Annotated in this window: 16 protein-coding genes; all 16 read right to left on the minus strand. The window is 63.1% G+C overall.

From position 1 onward, the window contains the following. Nucleotides 1–51: 51 nt before the first annotated feature. Nucleotides 52–825 (minus strand): hypothetical protein, encoded by a 774-nt coding sequence (locus V6766_RS20465; protein WP_448469648.1) that lies wholly within the window; start codon nt 823–825, stop codon nt 52–54. 87 nt (nt 826–912) lie between these two features. Then, nucleotides 913–1845, minus strand: a complete 933-nt coding sequence (locus V6766_RS20470) for an RDD family protein (protein ID WP_448469650.1) — start codon at nt 1843–1845, stop codon at nt 913–915. Beyond that, entirely contained in the window at nt 1842–2885 is a 1044-nt protein-coding gene (locus tag V6766_RS20475; protein WP_448469652.1) for a stage II sporulation protein M, read from the minus strand. Before V6766_RS20475 ends, V6766_RS20470 begins: the two co-directional genes overlap by 4 nt. After that, nucleotides 2882–4195: a DUF58 domain-containing protein gene (locus tag V6766_RS20480; RefSeq protein WP_448469654.1), complete on the minus strand. Its 1314-nt coding sequence runs from the start codon at nt 4193–4195 to the stop codon at nt 2882–2884. The genes V6766_RS20475 and V6766_RS20480 overlap by 4 nt, the downstream gene beginning before the upstream one ends. Next, nucleotides 4195–5151 carry an AAA family ATPase gene (locus V6766_RS20485; RefSeq protein ID WP_448469656.1) on the minus strand — a complete coding sequence of 319 codons (957 nt, stop codon included), beginning with the start codon at nt 5149–5151 and terminating at the stop codon, nt 4195–4197. The genes V6766_RS20480 and V6766_RS20485 overlap by 1 nt, the downstream gene beginning before the upstream one ends. Further along, nucleotides 5105–6457, minus strand: coding sequence for a hypothetical protein (locus tag V6766_RS20490; RefSeq protein ID WP_448469658.1), 1353 nt, complete (start codon nt 6455–6457; stop codon nt 5105–5107). The genes V6766_RS20485 and V6766_RS20490 overlap by 47 nt, the downstream gene beginning before the upstream one ends. Continuing rightward, complete coding sequence (locus V6766_RS20495) at nt 6454–7140, minus strand: DUF4129 domain-containing protein (RefSeq protein WP_448469660.1); 687 nt, start codon at nt 7138–7140, stop codon at nt 6454–6456. The genes V6766_RS20490 and V6766_RS20495 overlap by 4 nt, the downstream gene beginning before the upstream one ends. A 498-nt stretch (nt 7141–7638) precedes the next feature. Next, the gene (locus V6766_RS20500; RefSeq protein WP_448469662.1) at nt 7639–8601 is read right to left on the minus strand and encodes a DUF4432 family protein; all 963 of its coding nucleotides are present in this window, start codon (nt 8599–8601) and stop codon (nt 7639–7641) included. A 7-nt stretch (nt 8602–8608) separates the two neighbouring features. After that, complete coding sequence (locus V6766_RS20505) at nt 8609–9724, minus strand: ABC transporter ATP-binding protein (RefSeq protein ID WP_448469664.1); 1116 nt, start codon at nt 9722–9724, stop codon at nt 8609–8611. Between the two features lie 7 nt (nt 9725–9731). After that, on the minus strand, nt 9732–10559 hold the full coding sequence (locus V6766_RS20510) for a carbohydrate ABC transporter permease (protein ID WP_448432592.1): 828 nt from the start codon (nt 10557–10559) through the stop codon (nt 9732–9734). Beyond that, nucleotides 10556–11479 (minus strand): carbohydrate ABC transporter permease, encoded by a 924-nt coding sequence (locus tag V6766_RS20515; protein WP_174804454.1) that lies wholly within the window; start codon nt 11477–11479, stop codon nt 10556–10558. Before V6766_RS20515 ends, V6766_RS20510 begins: the two co-directional genes overlap by 4 nt. Before the next feature lie 55 nt (nt 11480–11534). Further along, on the minus strand, nt 11535–12869 hold the full coding sequence (locus V6766_RS20520) for an ABC transporter substrate-binding protein (protein ID WP_448469667.1): 1335 nt from the start codon (nt 12867–12869) through the stop codon (nt 11535–11537). Nucleotides 12870–12871: 2 nt separating this feature from the next. Next, complete coding sequence (locus V6766_RS20525) at nt 12872–14419, minus strand: sulfatase (protein WP_448469669.1); 1548 nt, start codon at nt 14417–14419, stop codon at nt 12872–12874. A gap of 153 nt (nt 14420–14572) precedes the next feature. Then, nucleotides 14573–15532, minus strand: coding sequence for a LysR family transcriptional regulator (locus V6766_RS20530; RefSeq protein ID WP_448469671.1), 960 nt, complete (start codon nt 15530–15532; stop codon nt 14573–14575). A gap of 224 nt (nt 15533–15756) precedes the next feature. Then, complete coding sequence (locus V6766_RS20535; protein WP_448469673.1) at nt 15757–17388, minus strand: alkaline phosphatase family protein; 1632 nt, start codon at nt 17386–17388, stop codon at nt 15757–15759. Nucleotides 17389–17529: 141 nt separating this feature from the next. Continuing rightward, on the minus strand, nt 17530–18567 hold the full coding sequence (gene dctP / locus V6766_RS20540; protein ID WP_448469675.1) for a TRAP transporter substrate-binding protein DctP: 1038 nt from the start codon (nt 18565–18567) through the stop codon (nt 17530–17532). Nucleotides 18568–18596 lie beyond the last annotated feature (29 nt).

Consider the following 18596-nt stretch of genomic DNA (forward strand, 5'->3'; position numbering starts at 1 on the left):
TGGAACTACTTCAAATCAACAGCATGCGTTGCAGACTAATCGCCCGACGCTCTAGTCAAACACCTCGGCGAGGTCGGCGTAGCCGATGCCTTCCTTGATGTCGCGCAGGCGTGCATAGGTCACCGAAACCGCAATCGAAATCAGGGCCGTGGCGACGCCATTGATGAGGCCGAGCACGATTGCGACGATGAGCGTCGGGATCGGCAGCAGGCCCGCCGCGAGCGCGACCAGGAAGGTGATCACGAAGATGATGATGTAGGCGACCACGATGAAGCCGATGATCGGCCAGCGGTATTCCTTCGTCAGCTGGCGGCTGCGCGCAAGGGCGCCGAAACCCATGCCCTCGATCATCACGACGGGAACGCAGACGGCCCAGACGCCGGCGAGCCAAAGCCCCGGAACGAGGAACAGTATAAAGGCAATGGCAACGCCGAAGGACGCAACGAGCGTGACCAGGATGAGCGCCGGCAGCCGGCGGATCACAGCCTTCAGATAGGCATCAAGCCGGACCGGGCGGCCCGATTTCGTGTCATAGGCGGCCAGAACCATCATGCCCGTCATGATCGAATAGAGCAGCATCGGCAGTATCGCCGAAACGAGTATGATGATGAAGACGGATGGCGTCGCCTGACCCGATGCGAACGGGTCGGCTTCCAGTCCGGTGCCCAGACCCGTGGCATAGGAGGCGAGCTCGACGAGAATGCCGGGGACGGCGGACAGGATGACAAAGGTCATGAAACGCTGGCGCAGCACGGAGAATGTTTCTCCGATCCGCTCGTTCACGCCAAAGGCGGGCCTGGCGGCCGTGGGATCGGTGGATGTCATGTTTGGCTTGCTCCTTCAGATTCGTCGAAACCTGTCGCTGACTAACCGATGTGTCGAAAAAGTCCATGGTTTCAATGGAAAGTGCCGTCAGTCGGCGCCCGAATCCTCGCTTCCATAGTGCTTGTCGGCGCGGGCGTCGCCGAACAGTTTCTTCTGTTCGAGATAACCCCGCTGGGCGGTGTAGAACGCCTGCAGGAATGCTTCATCCTCATGCGGCGCGACGGTCTCTTCATAGCCGATCTTGCGGCGAATGCGCATGGCGGCGTCGGAAAGCCGCGGACGGCTGACTTCGTTTCGCTCGCCGCGCAACAGTTTTTCCAGAACCTGCAGCTCATAGGCGCCATAAAGGTCCATCTGCGCCGGCGTGAAGACAAAACGTTCCGCCGATGGCGTTGCGGGGGCGCTGGCCAGATCGGGCAGAAGCGCCGCAGCGGGCGTTGCAATCACGGCCGTGCCGGCGATCAGGTCGCCGATGCGCTGGCTTTGCGCGTTGAACGCGGGAAAGGCGATCACGACAATCAGCCAAGCCAGTGCGATCAAGGGGGTCAGAAGATTATCGGGTGTTGCGCCAAACAGCAGAAGGATCGGCGTGAAGATTTCGATTTCCTTGAGCAGATTGCGCACCACGATCTGATGCACCGACAATCCGCCGCCCTTTACGGAGACGGCGCGGATGCCAAGCAGCCGCTTGCCCGGCGTGCGCCCGTTGGCAAGCAGTTCGGCGAGGATATAATAGGGCGTCCCGATGAACAGAAAGATCAGCGATGCGATTGTCGTGGCGGTCGCAAAATCCACCGATCCGATCAGTCCCACCGCCACCAGCAACAGCAGGCTGGCGCCTACCGTGATGATGATGTCGATGATTTGCGCGCCGGCGCGGGCGAACAGGCTGGCGATCCTGAGATCGAACGGCACGCCCTCGGGCGGGATGATCGTCAGCAGCCGGCCGCCCGCTTTCGCCTTCCCGCTGCGTCTGGCTTTGACGGTTCCGGGCTTTATCGCGGTTGTTTCGGCGTTCATGTTGTCGCCTCCGCATTGACAGGGCGGCTTTTGGCGAAACCTTTCTGCCGCCCGGCGCCGAGCAGCCAGCAGAACCAGAGCGCGCCGATGCTCCAGCCGATCGCGATCCGCCACACCGGCGCGGTCACGAGTTGCCGGGCGAAGCCTTCCAGCAGCCCGGCGGCCACCAGCATCAGGGCGGCCAGCACAGCCAGCTTGACCGCATCATGTGCGGCATCGGAAAGCACCGCCTTGCGCGCTTTCTCGCCGGGAAACAGAACCGCGCGTCCCAGCCGAAACCCGCCTGCCGTGGCGATGGCGATGGCCGAAAGCTCGGTCACGCCATGGATCGAGAGCCAGGCGAACAGGTCCAGCCCCAGGCCCTTGTCGGCATAGATCGCGCCCAGCGCACCGATGACGCTGCCATTGTAGAGCATCAGCAGCCCGCTCGGCACGCAAGCCAGGATTCCAAGGACGAAGGAGAAAATGGCGACCCTTGTATTGTGCGAAAACAGATAGGTCGCGAACGCCCCGAGCTGGTCGAGCGCGCTCGGTTCGCTGTCGTAGATCACCCGGCGCAGCGCATCGGCGCTGGCCTGCGGTCCGCGCCCGGCCGCCAGGCTTTCCGGCACGAAGGCATAGAACCATGTCGGGTCCGTGCGCGTCAGCGCGAACGCGGCCACCCCGCCCAAAACCATCAGGACAAAGGCGATGGCAAGCTCGATGCCCGAACGGCGAAAGGCCAGCGGCGCGCCCTGACGAAAGAAGCGGGAGACGATGCCGCGAATGCTGGCGCGCGGCGCGTAGACCACCAGATAGGCCCTTGCGCACAGGCTCTCCAGATAGGCGACAATCGAGCTGTCGAGCGAGATTTCACGCGCCACCGAAAGCGCGTTGACCGCCTGCCTGTAAAGCGTCACCAGATCGCGTGCGTCCTCAAAGGCGAGGCTTTTCACCCCGCGCCGTTCCGCCTGATCGAGAATGGTCTGCAGCCTGAGCCAGTCGCTTTCGCGTTCGAGGCGAAAACGGCTTGAACGGATGATTTCGCCGGATGTCTTCATATCAACTCCCGGGAGCGGATGGAGAGGTAGGTCGAGATCAGCTCCGGTCTCAGCCCGCCCGGCGCGGTTTCGATGACGAACACGCCAAGCCGGGAAAGACTGTTCAACACCCGCCGGCGCTCCCGCTCGAGATCGGCGGCGGCCGCGACCTCGGAGACCATGGCGAGGTTGTTCACCGACTTGTGGTGATAGGCCGCAAGCAACGGATCGCGCAGGCTGACGAACACCACCACGTGATGCCGGTTCAGCATCTGCACGTTTTCAATCAGCAGCTCCGCCGTCGTGGTATCGACGAAGTCGGAGAACACGACAACGAGGCTGCGTCGGGACAGGCGCTGGTGCAGATGGCTGAGCGCCAGCGTGTGGTTGGTCTCCACCAGCCGGTAGTCCAGCGCCGCCGTGTGTGAGCGCAGCTGCGCGAAGGCGCGCCGGCCCTCCATCGGCGGCACGAACAGGCGCGGCCTTGCGTCAAAGGCGAACAGGCCGACCCTGTCGCCGCTTTGAATGCCGGCCCAGGCAAGCGCCAGCGAGGCGTTGATCATGTGGTCGATCTTGGCGAGTCCGTCGATCGGCTCGCGCATCAGATGGCCGTTGTCGAGTGCCAGCACGATCGCGTGGTTGCGCTCGGCCTGCATCTGGCGCGCCACCAGCCCGCCGTGACGCGCGCTCCTTTTGTAGTCGATCATGCGGGTGTCCATCCCGGCCACGAATTCCCGGAGCTGATGAAACTCCGAGCCCTCGCCATGAATGCTGGCGGCCTTTGCGCCAAACTCCGTCGTGGCGAGCTGCGTGTCGATAGCGCCCGAGGTGATCGCGCGGATGCTCGGAACGACGGCGATCTCGCGGTTGAGCGGATGGTTGGCGATAAGATCGAGAAGGCCGAGACGGCTCCTGCGCAGCGTCGAGACGGAGGCGATCTTCCACTTGCCCCGTTTTAGCGCACGTGCGGGAAGATCGGTGACGGCGATATGCGCACCTGTGGGCATCAGCCTGAAATCACCCGGCCCGGCCAGCCCCTCTGGCCAGCGCAACCGGCCGGCGGTCGGCGCCACAGCGCGGTTGCCCTCCTTGCCCTTCAGCCGCAGCGCAACAATCCCTTCCTCGCCCGCAAAGATTTCGGCAGGCGCGTCGATTTCCATGGCGAAATGACGCGCGCCGGGGCTGACGGCCCAGTCGGCAATCACCGCCGCACCGAGCAACAGCCATGCCCCGGCGACGACTTCGACCGGAACCGCAGGTGCTGCGAGAACCGCGACCGTCAAGACCGCCAGAGCACAGGCCAGAGCGAGGAGCAGGACGGAGGGACGCATCAGCGGGGCGCTTCGGTTCTGTCGAGAATGCCCTCCAGCACCGCCTGCGGCGTGCGGCCCTCGATCTCGGCCGCCGGCCCCAGAACGATGCGATGGCGCATCACCGGAACGAACAGGCCCTTGACGTCATCGGGCAGCGCATAGTCGCGTCCGTCGAGCGCCGCGCGGGCGCGGACCGCGCCGCACAGGGCATCGGCGGCGCGCGTCGACACGCCGTGCGCGATATCGCCGTCCTCGCGCGTTGCCCGCGCCAGCGCCAGAACGTAGCGCAGGATCGTCTCGTCCAGACGGATATCGTCGATCAGCGCCTGTCCGGCGCGGATTTCCTCGAGACCGGCGACGGGCGCAATCGCCGCCTGTCGCGCATGCGCATCGAGCCCCTGATTGGCGTGGCGCTTGAGGATTTCGAACTCCGCCGCTTCCTCCGGATGATCGATGACCAGCTTGAACAGGAACCGGTCAAGCTGCGCTTCCGGCAGGGGGTAGGTGCCCTGTTGCTCGATCGGGTTCTGGGTCGCGATCACGAAGAACACATCGCCGACGGAATGATCCACCCCGTCGATCGTCGCCTGGCGTTCGCTCATCACCTGCAGAAGGGCGGCCTGGGTTTTCGGCGGCGCGCGGTTGATCTCGTCGGTCAGCAGAATATCGGTGAAGATCGGACCCTTGATCAGTTCGAAGCGGCGCGCGTCGAAATCGAAGATGTTCGAGCCGGTCACATCGCCCGGCATCAGATCCGGCGTGAACTGGATGCGCTTGAAATCGAGGGTCAGCGATGCGGCGAGGCTGCGGGCCAGCAGGGTCTTGGCCGTTCCGGGCGGCCCTTCCAGCAGGCAGTGGCCGCGCGCGAACAGCGAAATCAGCAGGAGCTCGACAATCGCCTCCTGCCCCTGAACCGCCTTTTCAATCTCACCGGTCAACCGGTCGCGAAGGTCGCGCAGCGTATCCAAATGCATCGAGGGTCTCCTGAAATGCTTCTTCAAAAGGGATGAGCGCCGCAGGGCGCTGATGGGTCTCTGGGCCTTCTGCGACCAACTGGCCATAGGCTTCCGCCAGACGCCTGCCGGTTTCGGGAACGCGGTGGTTGACGCGGCGGATGATCTCGGCGGCGACCGCGTCCGCGGCCATCGGCCGGCGCGCGGCGCCAAGCACGATGCCGTCGAGCGTCTCCATCCGCGCCCGGATATAGGCCGAAACGAGATCGCGCTCGGTTCCCGCAAGCCGCAACAGCCTTGCCGACGCCGTAATGGTGCGCGCCTTGGAGGCCATGTCGAGCGCACGCGCTTCGCCGAGCGGCGCGCCGAACCGGCGGCTTCCGCGCCACAGCGCGAGCCCGGAGGCGATGACAATGCCGACCCAGAACAGCGAAAACGGGTATTCGAAAAACCGGCCGAGATCGGCGAGCGAGCGCGTCCGCGGGTCCTGTCCGCTTGTGTCGGTGATGTTGGCGTAGGTGGTGGTGTCGATATAGACGGGACGGCCCGCGGCAAGCGGCGCGATCATCGCAACCGCAAGCTCTGCGTTGTCGCCGTTGGCGAGCCCGTGATTGTCCACCAGATCGGGGTCGGATAGCAGGTAAAAGCTGCTGCCCTCGCCCCAGAGATCATCGCAGCGGGCAAGCAGCGTACCCCGGCCGGCAAGGGTGAGTATGGGCATGCAGGCATCGTCGACGATATCGCTGAGAACCCGCGGGGCATAAAGCGCCGCCTCGTCCGCAAGCGTTTCGTCCGTCAGATCCTTCGTGACGGGCGCTTGCACGAAGCCATCGCCGGCCGCCGCGACCGTGGGGCCGCGCCAGAGGCCGAAGATCGTCAACTGTCCCGGCGGGATAAGGACGTCGGGATCGGCGGTACCGCTGGTGATCATGTCGCTGCGCCATTTAGGCAGGATCACAAGCGTATCCGCGCTTTCGATCTTGGACCGGAATGCCTCAAGCGAGAGGTTGCGCAGCGTCGCGCGCGGGCTTCCTGCCTCGAGCTCCTCGGTTTCGCGGGGGCCGACCGTCAGATCGGTGTCATAAAGCGGCAGAATGCGCAGGATCGGCGTCTTTTGCCCGACGATCTCCTCCGGCGCCGTCTTTTGAACCGCAATGCCCTGGTCCTGCAGCCAGATCGCGAGCCCGTCCGTGCCGATGGCGCTGCGGTCGATGCGGCTCGAAGGGGAGGAAAAATACATCAGCGCAAGACCGGCGATCACAACCACGGCCAGAATGATGAGAGGGGCGGAATTGCCGGAAGCGTTGTCCTGCGGTCGCTCGCTCATGTTTTGGCCCTCCTGAGGAACGGGGCCGCAAGGTCGAGACAATGCTGATACTGCACGGGATCGATGGCGTGACCGCCGAAAACGACGCGCTCGACCTCCGAGGCCAGCGTTTCAAGTGCGTCACGCTGCGCGAACCCGCCGGGCAGGCGCTGCATGATTTCCCGTGTGGTGAGACTGCGCTTGACCGGAATGCTGTTTTCCTCAGCCGCGAGAACCAGAAAACGCTGAAGCACGGCGCGCAGGCCTTCGCGATGATCCAGTTCGCCGCGCAACCGCTCGATGAGATCATGGTCGATCGCGGACGGCGCTGGTTGCTCGGGCCGAGACGCGGCGGAAAACGCGCGTCCCCCGCCGGAGCCGGCAAGTTCCGCCAGCGCGTTGCGGGAGCGGAAGGCAAGAACCGCCAAGGCCAGCACCAGAAACGCGATCAGAGCCCAGCCGGCCGATTTGCCGATATCGAAATCGCCATTCTCCGGCCTGTCAGCCCCCTCGGGAAACTCGGGAACCTCTTTCTCGCCGGAACTGTAGCTTATGCCGGTCTGCAGGCCCTTGCCCTCGACCGCCTCGAGATAGGCCTCGCCCGAGGGGCCCCGGGGCGGGTCAAGCGGACGGTCGGTCGCCTCCGTGCAACCGACGGCGAGGCTGGTGACGACCAGCAAAAAAGCCGCATAAATGGCTGACACTATACGGCTTTCCGGCTTCATCGAATCTGTCCCCGAGAACGTCCGTCTGGCTTTAGCATGTGTGCAAGGCGGCTTCAAACGCACAGCAACGCAGGGCGCTTGCGGGACATTCTTGAGCGCCGAGCGCAACACAGCGTTCTCGACGTCTGTCTGTGTGCCCTGCTTTCGGCAATTCTGGTCATTCGAAGGGCTATGGCGGTGACGAGGCGATGGCCGAATCCTGGGCTTCACGTGAACATTGATGCCGGGGCTTATCGATCTCGGCTACAATCGTTCAGGGTCGCGATTCTGAGAGCGTGGTGCGATCCAACGGGGCTGCGGCTTTCGACTATTTCGATATCGCGTCGGGAGCCAGAAAATCCGCCAACGCCGCGTTGAAGGCTTCGGCGGATTCCACGTTCACGATTTGACGGCCGGGCAGCACGCAGAACTTTCCATCCTGCACCCTATCGGCGATCGTTGCGAGTTCCGCGGGCGGGCAGACGGATCGAGGCGGTTTCACCCCCAGCCCGCCGGATATCCGCCGGGGTCAAATGCCATGTGGAGCCTGAAGACCCGCGTGGCGCCGCGTCCGGAGGGTTCCAGGAGGTCGGCCTCGCGCAGGGCGGCGCGCGGCTGCTTCTCGTGTGTCGCCGGCTCTATGCAGAAAAGATTGGTGCCGTCAGTCGCGTTGCGCAGCGTCTGGAGACAGGGAAGCGCATCACCGTCATACGCAAGTGTGTAGCGCGGCGGCGCCTCGCCACCACCTGAAAGAACGACCTGGACTAGCCCCGCGCCGGACGACCGGGTGCGGATGCCATCGGGCGAGAGCGCGTCCGGTATGTCCTTGCCGGCAAGCGTCAGCCTCGAGCCCGGTCCCGCCAGCGGAAAGCCGAAATTGATGTGGTACATCGCCATCAGCGGCAGCGAGCCCGAAAGCACTGTCACACGGTCGGTGAGCGCCAACGTCCTGCCGCCGAGGGGAACGACGATCTCACGCTCCAGCCTGACGGTCGCCTGCCCGAGCACGAACTGGGTCGCCTCCGCCAAGACGCGGAAATTGCAATTGTCGCCATCCCAGTCGGAGACGCAAGAGACGATCTTCGCCGGCATGCGCGCCATCCGGCCATGCAGCGGATAGGAGCGCCCCTCGTCCGTATCGGGCTGGCGGATGTGGTCGAAGCCGCAGGTTGACATCAGGCCGGAGAGCGACGTGTTCTCGCCGACGGAGTGGGTTCCGCTCATCCCGATCGGCCCGGTCCAGCCGAAGGGCACATCATTGCACCAGACCTGACCAATGTCGCAGCACCGGTCGGGCAGGAGCTCCACACGCAAACCGCCGCCGCTGTCGATCTGGATCAGGCGGGCGCCGCTCGCCGGGCCATCGGTTTCCGCAAACTGCCTGATGCCCGCCACCTTGGCGATGTCCGGGATCAACGCGTCGAGCTCGTCGCGCTTCCAGTTCCTGCCGTAGAGTTTCATGCTCGCCTCAGTTCAGCAGGTTGCGTCCATCCTCGGCATCGAAGAGATGCCAGGCATCGCGGGCGGGCAGAATGGCAATGGTTTCGCCCTGCTGCGGCAGGCGCTGGCCGCCAGCGTCGCCTTCGGCCGCGCGCACAGCGATCCCGGTTCCGCCAAGCTCGCCGAACACGAAAATTTCGTGGCCCAGCCACTCGATCACGTCGACGACAATCTTGCTGCCGGTGTCGCCGCCAGCGGGCACGATCTGGAAATGCTCGGGACGGATGCCAAGGTCGACGGTCTGCCCGGCGCCGATCCGTTCGGCCAGCAGAGCGATGCGTTCCGGCGAGGCCGGCAGCGTCATCGCTTGCGGGCCGTCGAACGCCACCTTTCCGTCCACAACCGAAACCGTTCCCCGGAAAATGCTCATTTCCGGCGTGCCGAGAAAGCCGGCCACGAAGCGGTTTGCGGGATTGAGGTAGAGGTCCTTCGGCGAGCCGACCTGCTGGATTCTGCCATGGTCCAGCAGCGCGATGCGATCGGCCATCGTCATCGCCTCAACCTGGTCATGGGTCACGAAGATCGAGGTCGCGCCAAGCTTGCCGTGGAGGCGGCGAATTTCCAGCCGTGTCTGCGCCCGCAGCTTGGCGTCGAGGTTCGACAGCGGCTCATCGAAGAGGAAAAGCTTGGGATTGCGCACGATGCACCGCCCCATCGCAACGCGCTGGCGCTGGCCGCCGGAAAGCTGGCCGGGCTTGCGCTTTTCCAGGCCTTGAAGGCCGAGCATGCTCACGGCTTCCCCGACGCGACGATCGATCAGCGCCCGGTCCTCGCCCCGCATGCGCAGCGCGAAGGACATGTTCTGCTCCACCGTCATATGCGGATAAAGGGCGTAGGTCTGGAACACCATCGCCATGTCGCGGTCGGAGGGGTCGGTATTGGTGATGTCCTCGCCATCGACCCTGATTGTGCCGCCGGTGATATCCTCCAGGCCGGCGATCATCCTCAGGAGCGTCGATTTACCGCTGCCCGAGGGACCGACGAGGCAGACAAACTCGCCGGACGGGATGGTGAGGTCGAGATCGGGGATGACGGTAAGGTTGCCGTAGCTCTTGCGGACGTTCTGAAGTTCGACTTGTGCCATGATTCACCTACTTGACCGCGCCGGCCAGAAGACCGCGCACGACGAAACGTTGACCGAACATGATAAGGACAAGGGCCGGCAGCATCGAAATCACCGAAGCCGCCGCCATTTCGCCGTAGCGAATCTGGTGTTCCTGGGCAAAGGTGGCGATCGCCACCGGCGCCGTCATCGTGTTCTGGTCGGAGAGGTTGAGCGAGATCGCGAAATCGCTCCAGGATTGGATGAAGGCAAGCGCGCCCGCAGCCGCCATGCCGCCGAAGGAAAGCGGCAGGATGATGCGCCGGAAGATCTGGCCGTAGTTGCAGCCGTCAAGCCGGGCGGCTTCCACGAGTTCGCGCGGGATCGCCAGCATGAAGCCGATCATCAAAAACATCGTCTGCGGCAGCATATGGACCGTGTGGGTCAGCACCAGCGCCAGGTAGCTGCCGTGCAGACCGGCCTGGGTGGCCATGACATACCACGACCCCACGAATGTAAGCGTCGGCAGCATGTGGAAGACCAGCGCCCATCCGAGCACCAGGATCGAGACCCAGCGCGGCGGGTTAAGCCTGACGATCGTGAAGGCCGCGACCGTCGCGATCAGCAGCGTGAGCGCCGTCGCGGAAACGGCGACGATCGCGCTGTTGAGCAGGTTGGCGAGGAAGTCCGACTGCCGCGAGAACAGGATCGATACGTAATTGGCGTCGGTCACCGGCGCGACCATCTTGCCCATCAGGATGTCGATCGGCCGTTTGAACGAGTTCGACAGGATCCACACCATCGGCGCCACGATCAGCAGCGCATATCCCCAGGCGACCATGTCGCCGCCGGTAAACCTTCTGGTTCTCGTTTTCATGGCTTGCTCCTGCGCATGCGGCGGCTGCGGATGACGAGGTTGACCACAACCGTCAGCACCGCGACGGCCAAGAGGGTGAGCAGAGACATCGCCGATCCCATGCCGACCCTGTCCTGACCGAAGAAGGTTCGATAGATCGAGAAATTGATGACCTCGGTCGAGGTGCCCGGCCCGCCGCCGGTCAGCAGAAAGATCTCGTCGAAAACCTTGAATGACAGCACCAGCCTGAGGCCGAGCGTGATCAGTATGGTCGGCATCATCATCGGGATGATGATGTGGATGAGTTCCTGCCACTTCGACTTCACGTCCAGCCGCGCGGCCTCGAGGATCTCGTCGTCGAGGGTCTCGAGCCCCGTCAGCAACAGCAGGAAGACGAAGGGCGTCCAGTGCCAGATGTCGACCCCGATGACCGAGGCGAGCGCGAAACGTTGGTCGCCGAGAAAATCGACAGGACCCAGGCCGAACAGTCCGAGCAGTGCGTTGACGATGCCGAAATCACGACCGAGCATCAGCCGCCACATGGCGCCGATTACGATTGGCGGAATGACGATCGGCAAAAGGAAAATCGCGGTCAGCAGCCCGCGCCCGACGCCCGAGGACCGTCTGACGGCAAGCGCCATGGAGAACCCGATGATCATCTGGATGCCGACCGCGAAAACCGCGAAGATGATCGTGTTCTTCACGCCGGCCCAATAAACCGGTTCGCCGGTGAAGAGCTCGCGGAAATTCTTCAGGCCGATGAAGCTGATATCCGGCTGGCCGCCGCTCCACTCAACGCTCGACAGGCTGAGGCCAGCGAGATTGAACACCGGATAAATCGTGAGCACGACCAGCAGGACCACCGCCGGCGCGAGCGACGACACCTTCCAGATGCGGTTGGCCTTTCCGGCGCGGCCGATTTCAGACGTGCGTTTCTGCATGACAATGTCCCGAAGGTCCGGCCTGCGCCAAGGAGCACAGGCCGGAGCAGCTCAATTACAGATGGTTGGGCTCTTTGACGTCGTAGCCGGCGTCCGTCAGGATCTTGTACATGTCGTCGGCCGAAGCGTTAAGCGCCTCGGTCGGCGTGATCTCGCCAATGACCGCACGATTGAGATGCACCGAGATCGCATCCTTGATCTGCGTGCCCTCGACCAGCGGCATATTCATCTGAGCATTGGCCGCATTTTCGGAAAAGGCCGGAATGAAGGCGAAGGCCGGGTCGCTCGCTTCTTCGGCGTCACCAAGATCGTCACGAACGGGAACGCCGCCGTCGAGCACGTAGTTGACCTGGTTTTCCTTCTCGAGGAACCATTTGAAGAAATCCAGGGCCGCTTTCTGCTGACTTTCCGGGACATTCTTGGCGATTCCGCCAGCCCACTGGCCGGCAGCCGACGAATGAATGCCGCCAGGACCTGCCGGAATGAGGGCAGTTCCGATCTTGTCGGCGACGATCGAGCTGTTGGGATCGGTGAGCGAGGAATAGGCGGCCACCACCGCGATCGCCTGCGCCGCCTTGCCGGTCGCCATCAGCTGGATCAGTTCGGCCTGCGCGATCGCGCCCGGATTGGGTGGTCCCGCCTCGTTGCCGAGGGCGATGTATTCCTCCAGCGCCGCAAGGCCCTCTTCGCTTGCAATGGTCGGCGTGAAATCGCCCTTGGCCGCATCGGCGAAGAACGTCGCCCCGTAGCTGAACAGGTAGGGCGTGAAGTTGTAGAGGATCGAATCGCGCGCGGCGCGCGGCACGAAGCCGTAGATGTTCGGCGGATCGTTCAGGGCCTTGGCATTGGCGAGAAGGTCATCCCAGGTCTCGGGCACCTTGAGGCCGGCCTCCTCATAGAGGTCCTTGCGATAGTAGAAGATCTGGACATTGCCGTTGGTCGGAACGGCCAGCAGCGTTCCATCCGGATCGAAGCTGTGGGTTTCGGCATTCCAGTAGGTCGAGTTGCCGAAGGTCAGCACGCTTTCGGGCAGGCTGAAGTCGGGGTCGATCTCCTTGAGCGGCTTCAGAAAGCCGCCAGCGTAGATTTCGGCCATGCCGCCCGAATTCAGGTTGAGGATGTCATAGTCGCCCTCGGCGGCGCGCAACGAGTTGCGGGTCTTCTCCAGCATGCCCCCGAACGGCGTAACGTCGAGGTCGAATTGCGTGCCGGTCTCCTCTTCATAGGCATCCACCATGGCGATGAAGCCATCAAGCCAGGGCGACTGGTTGATCAGCACCCGCAGCGTCGTTCCCTCCTGCGCCTGGGCTACCACGGTCATTGCAAGCGTCATTGCGGCCGTCGCCGAAAGCGTCAGCATGCGTTTGCGTATGCGTTGAACTCTATCCATTGTCATTCTCCTCCCGTTTTAGTTGCGAACGAACGCGCCGGCGCATCAAGCCCCAGCCACGCGTAGAAATCATCGGTGGCGTCGTGTTCCTTCAATATGCCCCTCAATCCATCCTCGAGGCGCGCCACGACAGCCGGATCATCGGCAGGCGTCGACTGCCCCGGGTCGTTGATCAGGTCATAAAGCGATGTCCCGAACCGTCCGTGGGTATCCTTGTAGAGGCCGGGCCCGCGCTTTTCGGGCACGAGGCCCGGAACGCGCAGCACGGGGACGCCCTTGGTGAAATCGAGCGGCGGATGAAGGGTCGCATCCGCGAGCTCCTCCACCGAAAACAGCGATTTCAGATGGGTCGGCATCAACGTGTATTCCGCGGGCGCCGGGCCGTCGCGGTCCGGCGGATAGCGGAAATAGGTGTGCCGCCCGTCGGTCACGCCGACCGGACCGCCATGCATGCCGAAGGCGATGATTCGCTCTTCGTCATCCTCGTCCAGCCGATCAAGGATCGGGCGGCCACGCGTCTCCTTCGGCGCCTCAAGGCCAAAAATGTCGAGCATGGTCGGCATCAGGTCCGGCGTCTGCGTCAGGGCATCGATGCGGGTTCCGGCGCGCTCGACATGGTCCGGATGGTGCATGATCAGCGGGATGTGCGAAATCTCGTCGAAATAGGGCGGAATGTTCTTGCCCCACCATTCATGCTCGGAAAGCAGGAATCCGTGATCCGTCGACAGAACGAGGCAGGTGTCCTTCCAGAGATCGTGTTCGTCGAAATAGTCGAGCAGCCGGCCGAAATGATGGTCGCACATGGCAACGAGGGCATTGTAGTTCGCCCTGATCTCGGCGATCTCTTCCGGCGTGTTGGTGCACGGCCCGTAGCGCGGCCAATCCAGGATTGGGCCCTCGTAATCGGTCGGCAGCGCCTTGCGGTATTTCTCCGGGACGTGAAACGGTTCGTGCGGATCGAAGCACTCAATCTGCAGCATCCAGTTGTCGGCATCGCGATTGCTGTCGAGGAATTCGAGACCCTTGGTGATGCATTGCGGACCCGGGAAATCCGCCTCGTCGCGGATGAAGGAACGGTTGATCTGGTGCTGCAGCCGGTTCCGTTCGCCCGGTTTGTTGTAGTGAAGATCGGAATAGTCCCGGGCGAAGCGTTCGAGCGGCGGCTCGACCACGGCTTTCCACGGGTCGAATTCCTGGCCGCGAACCAGGTCCCAGGTGCGATAGCGATTGTGGTAGGTCGCGCCGCCGTCCTCGAAATAGTGGAAGTGATCGGTGATCAGGTGCGTGTAGACATTCGCCTTGTTCAGGATCGCGGGAAGCGAATTGTCGAAGGGTTCGAGCGGCCCCCAGGAGCGATGCATGAAGTTGAGCCTGCCGGTGTGCATGTCGCGGCGGGCCGGCATGCAGGGGAGGCTGCCGACATAATGATTGTCGAAGGTCATCGCCCGGTTGGCGAAGCGATCGAAATTCGGCGTCGCGACCTCGCGACCGCCATATGCGCCCAGCGCGCGCCGGTTCAGCGTGTCGAACAGGACAAAAACAAGCTTCATGTATGGTCTCCCTGCCCCGATACTAGACATTTGCCAATTCTTGAAAAATACCTTCGGAGCGAATAGCGATAACCTTGAGGTATCGCAGACGCGCGCAACCACTGTCTCCGTCGGTGGAGCGAGACCATTCCGGCAATGAGGCTTTTGATAACTTCAGGGCCTTGCGCGGGCCACTGGTGCGGGCAATTCCTCTCCCTCACGCAGCGGTTGCGTCACCGCATTCAGGGAGCGGATCATCTGGGTGATCGGCGCGAAATCCGCGAAACTCCGGTGGAACGTGATCCCGGTCGGGATGCTCCAGCGAAAGCCGTCAAGCGCAACTTCCTTCAGGTCGCGTCCTTCCGAGGTCGCGCTGAGAGGCACCGGCATGCAGCCGATGAACTGGTGCTCCGCGATCATCTTGAAGGCGATCTGCAAGGAATGGGATTCCAGCGCGACGCGGGGCTCGGGCAGGCCGCGCGCCTCGAAATAATTGCGGATCTGGATATTTGCCTGCTGGCCGCTGAAAAGGCAAAGCCATGGATAATCCAGCGTGTCGGCCGGCTCGACGCGATCCTTGAGGAAAAGCGGATGCTGGCTGGAGGCGAAGATCGCGTTCTGCTGCTGGTAGAGTTCGATGGTCTTGAACTCGGCGCCGAGATTGAGCGTGCCGCCCTCCGTTCGCGGGAGGCCGCCCGCGTAAACGCGGATATCGCCTGATTTCAGCAACGGCAGCAGTTCACTGCCCACGCCGGTCGATACCTGCACCCTCAGATGCGGAAAACGCCGCCGGAGGTCGGCGAGCATGTTGGGAAAGTGAACGGACGAGTAGACGGGCCCGCCGCCAATGCGCATCGTCCCGCCAAGCCCCTTCGACTGCGCCCCGACCTCGACGATCGCAGCGTTCCATGCGGCCTCGACCTCACGCGCGCGAATATGCATCATCTCGCCGGCTTCCGTCAGCCGGACGCCGCGCGGCAGGCGCAGGAACAGTTCCGTCCCGAACGCCTCCTCCAGAAGCCGGATCGATTTCGTCAGCGCCGGCTGGCTGATGTTCATCGCCCGCGCGGCGCCATGAAAACTGCCGGCATCCACCACGCCGAGAAAATGCTGAAACCGCCAGATGTCGTGCATTGCCGCTCCTCCTCTTTGCGAGCCGAGGATAGACCGCGGCTGAAAGGATAACCAGTGGATATCGCAGGCTTCCGCTAAAGGATGAAACATCTGGGCCCGCAATCGTATCAGCAGCGCACGGTCAGACTGCCCATACCGAAGCTTCGCGCCGGCAGAACTTTCCCGAGCCTCCTCGAACCGCGCCGCAGCTCGGAAGGCCCAAAACGGCGCTGATCCAGAAGGCCTTATGGACGGTCCGCGAACGGCTTTCCGAATTCGGCCTCGAACTCCTGTTCGTCCCAGAAGCCGATCAGGATGCCGGGCGGCTCCCTGCCCGTCATCGCCTCGATGCGATCGGGAGACAGGGTGATGCGGTTATGGTGCTGCCGTGACCAGGCGAACAGGGCCTGCGACATGGTCGCCCGCTGCAAGACGTGCTCTTCCTGTTGGCTTCCGCCCAGATCGTTCAGCTCCAGCGGGTCCGCCTCAAGGTCGAACAGCATCGGCCGGAAGCCTTCGGCATGCACGTACTTCCAGCGCTGATCGCGTATCATGATCAGCCGCGCATCTTCCTGCGGGTTGCCGATGATCTTTCGCGCCTCGCGGGTCGCATAGTCATACTCCGAGATCGCGTAGCGGCGCCATGTCTGCGTCGGTCCCGTCTTGTGGAGCAGCGGATCGAGCGGCCGCCCCTCCATGATGTGCGGCTTGTCCTTGCCGCCGAAGAACCGGAGGAAGGTGGGCGCGAGATCGATCGATTCCACAAGCTCCTCGCAGACCGTGCCGCGCGTGGCGTCGGCCTCACGGCGCGGATCATAGACGATGAGAGGCACCCGCACGGACTGGTCGTGAAACAGGTCCTTCTCGCCCATCCAGTGATCGCCGAGATAATCGCCATGGTCGGAGGTGAACACGATCATCGTGTTGTCCATCAGGCCGCGTTCTTCCATCCAGGAAAACAGAATGCCCATCTGGTCGTCGATCTGCTTGATCAGCCCCATATAGGCCGGGATCACCCGCTCGCGCACCTCGTCGCGCGCGAATGTCCTGCAGATGCGCGATTCGAGATAGGCCCGAAACACCGGATGGTCCGTCTCCTTCTCGGCGTCGGACCGGATCGGCGGGACGACGTGCTCCTTGCCATACATGTCATGGTAGGGCGCGGGCACGATATAGGGCCAGTGCGGCTTGATGAAGGACAGGTGGCAGAGCCAAGGTTGGTCTCCGGCCTGCGCCATGAAATCCATCGCGCGCCGGGTCATATAGGGCGTTTCCGAAAGCTCTTCCGGAATGTCCGCCGGCAGGTTGGAGTATTTCAGCAGCCAGCCCGAAAGCCGCTCGCCATCCTCTCCAAGCGCCGCGTTGGCGTGCTCTTCCCAGGGGTTGTCGCTGTCGATGCCCGCTGCGCGCAACGCATCCTGATAGGCAACATCCGGGTCGTAGGGGCCGTAAGGGTGCATGCCGTCGTCGCGTTCGAACGGTTCGAAGCCGCATTCGGAAATATGGATGCCGATCGTGGATTGCGGGTCTATGCCGAGCCACTCCATGCCCTGTTCGTCGGCGACCATGTGGGTCTTGCCGACGATTGCCGGGCGCACGCCGATCTCGCGCAGATGATCGCCCAGGGTCGGTTCGCCCACGCGCAGCGGAAAGCCGTTCCATGTCGAGCCATGCGAACGGCAGTAGCGTCCGGTATAGCTCGACATGCGCGACGGCCCGCAGAACGGTGACTGCACATAGGCCTTGTTGAACCGGACGCCCCGCGCGGCAAGCCGATCGAGGTTCGGCGTCTTCAGGTGCGGGTGTCCGTAGCAAGAGAGGTAGTCCCAGCGAAGCTGGTCTGCCATGATCCAGAGTACGTTTCGGAGTTTTGTCATGATGGACTCGCTTCCAGAGCGGTTCCGCCTTTCGCGGAAACGCGGAACCGCTCACTTTCTATGTTTTATGCAGTACCGGAGGGTGAACCTTTGTTCGCTTCACCTGGCTTTGCTCTGAGGAACACCGCTCTCCGCGGTTTGTCATTTTGACAGGCGAACCACTTCGGACTTGTAGAAGTCGAGAGCCGCCGCGCCGTCGATCCCCTTGGCATTGGCCGACTCGATCCATTTGTCGGACCAGGTCTGACCCGCCGCCGTCAACTCCGCTTCGAACGCCTCCGGCGCCTCGATCACCTCGATCTTCTCTTCTCTCTCGGCCAGCGCCTTTTCCTCGATTCCGGTCCAGATGCTGCCGGCGCGCTCGGCGAATGCGGCGCCCGACAGCGCGCGGATCTTCTCCTGATCGGCCGGGTCGATCTTTGCCCAGGTGTCGTCATTGATGAAGAACGAGAAGGTGGGCGTGTTGATCTTCAGGCGGGTAACGGTCGCCGATTTCGCCGAGGGCATCACGTTGAACGCCACGGCATCGGACGCCGGAATGCCGACGAAACCGTCGACCACACCGCGCTGGATGAGTTCGGTCATCTGAACCGCCGGGCCGGCGACCACGGCCGAGCCTGCCTGCTTCAGGATTTCCGCCGTCGCGCCCGGCGTCGCCCACATCTTCATCGACTTCATGTCTTCGAGCGAGCGAATAGGCTCATCCGTCAGGGAATAGAAATCGGCGCCCGGCGCCACGAACAGGCCCAGTAGCTCGACACCGTCATATTCGTCGTTGGAAGACAGGTATTTCTCGTAGGTGTTCCATAGCGCCAGAGAATTGGCCCGCCCGTCGGAAACGCCGGTGAATGGAAGCTGCGAAACCTGCGTTCCGGTGACTTCGTTCTCGATGAAGCCGTTCATCTGGATCGCGGCGTCGAAGACGCCGGCGCGCGCCGATATCAGCTGCTCGGGCGGCGGCGCCATGGTCTGCGGCAGGATGGCAACGCGGACGCGGGAATCGGTCGCCTCCGTGACATCCTTCGCCCAGCCGCCAAGAACGTCCTGACAGATGAAGTGCTGGGGCGGAAAGAAGCAGTTCAGCAAGATCCGCGTCTGTGCGCTCGCCGTTTGGGTAACGGCCCCGGTGAGGGCCAGGGCGCCCGCGAGGGCGCATGCCAGTTTGGTCGTCGTGTTCATGTTGTTCCTCCCGTTTCGATTTATTGTTA

This window comes from Martelella sp. AMO21009, from assembly GCF_053484295.1.